Annotated in this window: 1 pseudogene; it reads left to right on the top strand. The window is 61.2% G+C overall.

Annotated elements, in window-relative coordinates:
- Positions 1-673 (top strand): annotated as a pseudogene (locus tag AWB65_RS35195) (hypothetical protein); the annotation flags it as partial.

The raw sequence follows: 673 nt of genomic DNA, 5'->3' as shown, positions 1-673 counted from the left end.
ACGACTCCGCCGCTCACGACAGCGTCACGCTGGGCAACGCCGGAACCCCGGTGCAAGTGACCAACGTAAAGGCAGGCGCACTCGACGCCACCAGCAAGGATGCAGTGAACGGTTCGCAATTGTTCGCCACGAACGAACAAGTCGCAGCCAACACCGGTGACATCACCTCGATCAACTCGACCGTTAGCACCATCGACGGCCGTGTGACCCAGAACACCACCGATATCAGCACCATCAGCGGCTCGCTGGCCGATGCGGTGAAGTACGACTCCGCCGCTCACGACAGCGTCACGCTGGGCAACGCCGGAACCCCGGTGCAAGTGACGAATGTGAAGGCTGGCGCACTCGACGCCACCAGCAAGGATGCAGTGAACGGCTCGCAATTGTTCGCCACGAACGAGCAAGTCGCAGCCAACACCGGTGACATCACCACGATCAACTCGACCGTTAGCGCCATCGACGGCCGCGTGACCCAGAACACCACTGATATCAGCACCATCAACACCACCATCAGCACCATCAACGGCTCGCTCGCCGATGCGGTGCAGTACGATTCCGCCGCTCACGACAGCGTCACGCTTGGCAACGCCGGCACTCCGGTGCAAGTGACCAACGTAAAGGCAGGCGCACTCGACGCCACCAGCAAGGATGCAGTGAACGGCTCGCAATTGTT

The organism is Caballeronia humi (assembly GCF_001544475.1).
GTDB classification, from domain to species: domain Bacteria; phylum Pseudomonadota; class Gammaproteobacteria; order Burkholderiales; family Burkholderiaceae; genus Caballeronia; species Caballeronia humi.
The sequence above is the reverse complement of the archived record's forward strand: the minus strand, read 5'-3'. Positions and strand labels throughout refer to the sequence as shown.